Here is a 2978-nt window from a genome sequence, read left to right as displayed (position 1 = left end):
GGATCATCGAGAGTGCCGGTCTGTCGGCCGACCTCGATCCGGGCGAGCAGCGCAATCTGCTGCAAACCGCGTGTGCGGCCAAAGAAGCCCTGACTAGTGCCTCGTCCGTCGAAGTCGCATATGGCGACTGGAAGGCGGGGCTGACCCGTGAAGCGTTCAATGCGCTGATCGAGCCGATGGTTGCCCGCAGCCTGAAAGCCTGTCGTCGCGCGGTGCGTGATTCCGGCATTGAGCTGGAAGACGTTCATGCGGTGGTCATGGTCGGCGGCTCGACTCGCGTACCGCGCGTTCGCGAAGCCGTTGCGCAAGCCTTCGGTCGCGAACCGCTGACCGAAATCGACCCGGACCAAGTCGTGGCCATCGGTGCCGCGATCCAGGCCGATACCCTGGCTGGCAATAAGCGTGACGGCGGCGAACTGTTGTTGCTCGACGTGATTCCGTTGTCCCWGGGGCTGGAAACCATGGGCGGCCTGATGGAGAAGGTGATTCCGCGCAACACCACCATCCCTGTCGCCCGGGCCCAGGACTTCACCACTTATAAAGACGGCCAGTCGGCCATGGCGATCCACGTATTGCAGGGCGAGCGTGAGTTGATCAGCGACTGCCGCTCCCTGGCACGCTTCGAATTGCGCGGTATTCCAGCGATGGTTGCTGGTGCGGCGAAAATTCGCGTGACCTTCCAGGTCGATGCCGACGGTCTGCTCAGTGTCTCGGCCCGCGAATTGGGTTCGGGTGTCGAAGCCAGCATTCAGGTCAAACCGTCCTACGGCCTGACCGACGGCGAAATCGCCAAAATGCTCAAGGATTCGTTCCAGCACGCCAATGACGACAAGGTTGCCCGCGTATTGCGTGAACAGCAGGTCGATGCCCAGCGCCTGATCGAAGCAGTGCAGGGTGCTCTGGATGTCGACGGCGAACGCTTGCTCGACGCCGAAGAGCGCATGGTCATCGAATTGCAGATGCAGGAACTGACCGAATTGATGAAAGGCACCGATGGTTACGCCATTGAGCAGCAGACCAAACATCTGTCGCAAGTGACCGATGCCTTTGCTGCCCGCCGCCTGGACTCGACGGTGAAAGCCGCTCTGGCGGGGCGCAATCTGAATGAAATCGAGGAATAATTGATGCCGCAGGTCATTTTTCTGCCACACGAGAAGTTTTGCCCGGAAGGCATGGTTGTGGAGGCTGAGCCCGGCATATCCATTCTCGAGCTGGCCCATGAACACCATATCGAGATGGAAAGCGCCTGTGGCGGCGTCTGCGCGTGCACCACTTGTCACTGCATCATTCGTGAGGGTTTCGACTCGCTGGAAGAGGCTGATGAGCTGGAGGAAGACTATCTTGATAAGGCTTGGGGGCTGGAAGCCCAGTCGCGTCTGGCCTGTCAGGCAAAAGTCGGGACTGAAGACCTGACCGTCGAAATTCCGAAGTACTCGCTCAACCATGCCGCCGAAGCGCCGCACTGATTCAAGGAACTTTCATGAGCCTGAAATGGGTTGATGTGCTGGAAATCGCGATCCAGCTGGCTGAGTCAAAGCCGGATGTGGACCCGCGTTACGTGAACTTCGTCGATCTGCACCAGTGGGTGCTGGCATTGCCGGAGTTCAGTGATGATCCGACACGCGGTGGCGAGAAGGTGCTTGAAGCCATTCAGGCCGCCTGGATCGAAGAAGCAGACTGAGTCTGCACCGTACGCAGTTAGGCAATACCAAAGAACCCGCGTATAATTCGCGGGTTTAATTTTTCGCAAATTACCGTTTCTGGAGTTACACCATGGCTGTTCAACGTACTTTCTCCATCATCAAGCCTGACGCTGTTGCTAAAAATGTCATCGGCGAGATCACCACTCGTTTCGAAAAAGCAGGCCTGCGCGTTGTAGCTTCGAAACTGAAGCAACTGTCCAAAGCCGAAGCTGAAGGCTTCTACGCTGAGCACAGCGCTCGTGGTTTCTTCAACGACCTGGTTGCTTTCATGATTTCCGGTCCGGTTGTCGTTCAGGTTCTGGAAGGCGAAAACGCTATCGCTCTGAACCGTGAGCTGATGGGCGCTACCAACCCTAAAGAAGCTGCTCCTGGCACCATCCGCGCTGACTTCGCTGATTCCATCGACGCCAACGCTGTACACGGTTCGGACTCCGAAGCCGCTGCTGCTCGCGAAATCTCGTACTTCTTCGCAGCTACTGAAGTAACCACTCGCTAAGCATTGGCTTAAGAGTGAAGGTGAATCCATGACTACATCGACTGTAAAAACCAACCTGCTGGGTCTGACTCAACAGGAAATGGAAAAATTCTTCGACTCGATCGGGGAGAAGCGTTTCCGTGCCGGTCAGGTAATGAAATGGATTCACCACTTTGGCGTCGATGATTTCGACGCCATGACGAACGTCAGCAAGGCCTTGCGTGAAAAGCTCAAGGCTGTTGCTGAAATTCGTGGTCCGGAAGTGGTCAGCGAGGACATCTCCAGCGACGGTACCCGTAAGTGGGTGGTGCGCGTGGCGTCCGGCAGCTGCGTCGAGACCGTTTACATTCCCCAGGGCAAACGCGGCACCTTGTGCGTTTCGTCCCAGGCAGGCTGTGCCCTGGACTGCAGTTTCTGCTCCACCGGCAAGCAAGGTTTCAATAGCAACCTCACCGCCGCGGAAGTCATCGGCCAGGTGTGGATTGCCAACAAATCCTTTGGCAGCGTCCCGGCAACCGTCGACCGTGCCATCACCAACGTGGTGATGATGGGCATGGGTGAGCCGCTGCTGAACTTCGACAACGTCGTGGCCGCCATGCATCTGATGATGGATGACCTGGGCTATGGCATCTCCAAGCGCCGCGTAACCCTGTCGACTTCGGGTGTGGTGCCRATGATCGATGAGCTGTCCAAGCACATCGATGTTTCCCTGGCGTTGTCCCTGCACGCACCAAATGACGCATTGCGTAACCAATTGGTGCCGATCAACAAGAAGTATCCGCTTAAGATGCTGCTGGAAT

The 2978-nt window shown here is 57.2% G+C and carries 5 protein-coding genes; all 5 read left to right on the top strand.

Going from position 1 to position 2978, the window contains the following annotated elements:
- On the top strand, positions 1-1121 hold a 1121-nt coding region (locus tag AC1DLB_RS26505), incomplete at its 5' end, for an Hsp70 family protein (RefSeq protein ID WP_477785956.1).
- Between the two features lie 3 nt (positions 1122-1124).
- Positions 1125-1466 carry an ISC system 2Fe-2S type ferredoxin gene (fdx, locus tag AC1DLB_RS26500; protein WP_018927066.1) on the top strand — a complete coding sequence of 114 codons (342 nt, stop codon included), beginning with the start codon at positions 1125-1127 and terminating at the stop codon, positions 1464-1466.
- Positions 1467-1480: 14 nt separating this feature from the next.
- Entirely contained in the window at positions 1481-1681 is a 201-nt protein-coding gene (gene iscX / locus AC1DLB_RS26495) for a Fe-S cluster assembly protein IscX (protein WP_007941386.1), read from the top strand.
- A 92-nt stretch (positions 1682-1773) separates the two neighbouring features.
- Entirely contained in the window at positions 1774-2199 is a 426-nt protein-coding gene (ndk, locus tag AC1DLB_RS26490; RefSeq protein ID WP_018927065.1) for a nucleoside-diphosphate kinase, read from the top strand.
- A gap of 28 nt (positions 2200-2227) precedes the next feature.
- Positions 2228-2978: dual-specificity RNA methyltransferase RlmN (gene rlmN / locus AC1DLB_RS26485; RefSeq protein ID WP_477785955.1), on the top strand; the 751-nt coding region annotated here is incomplete at its 3' end.

It is taken from the genome of Pseudomonas sp. 05N434, assembly GCF_056396965.1.
Note: the sequence above shows the minus strand (reverse complement) of the source record. Positions and strands in the feature narration are given on the sequence as shown.

What these genes read in the sequence shown, in the direction of transcription:
- fdx (WP_018927066.1), top strand. Translation starts at nt 1,125, where the DNA reads ATGCCGCAGGTCATTTTTCTGCCACACGAGAAGTTTTGCCCGGAAGGC.
- iscX (WP_007941386.1), top strand. Translation starts at nt 1,481, where the DNA reads ATGAGCCTGAAATGGGTTGATGTGCTGGAAATCGCGATCCAGCTGGCT.
- ndk (WP_018927065.1), top strand. Translation starts at nt 1,774, where the DNA reads ATGGCTGTTCAACGTACTTTCTCCATCATCAAGCCTGACGCTGTTGCT.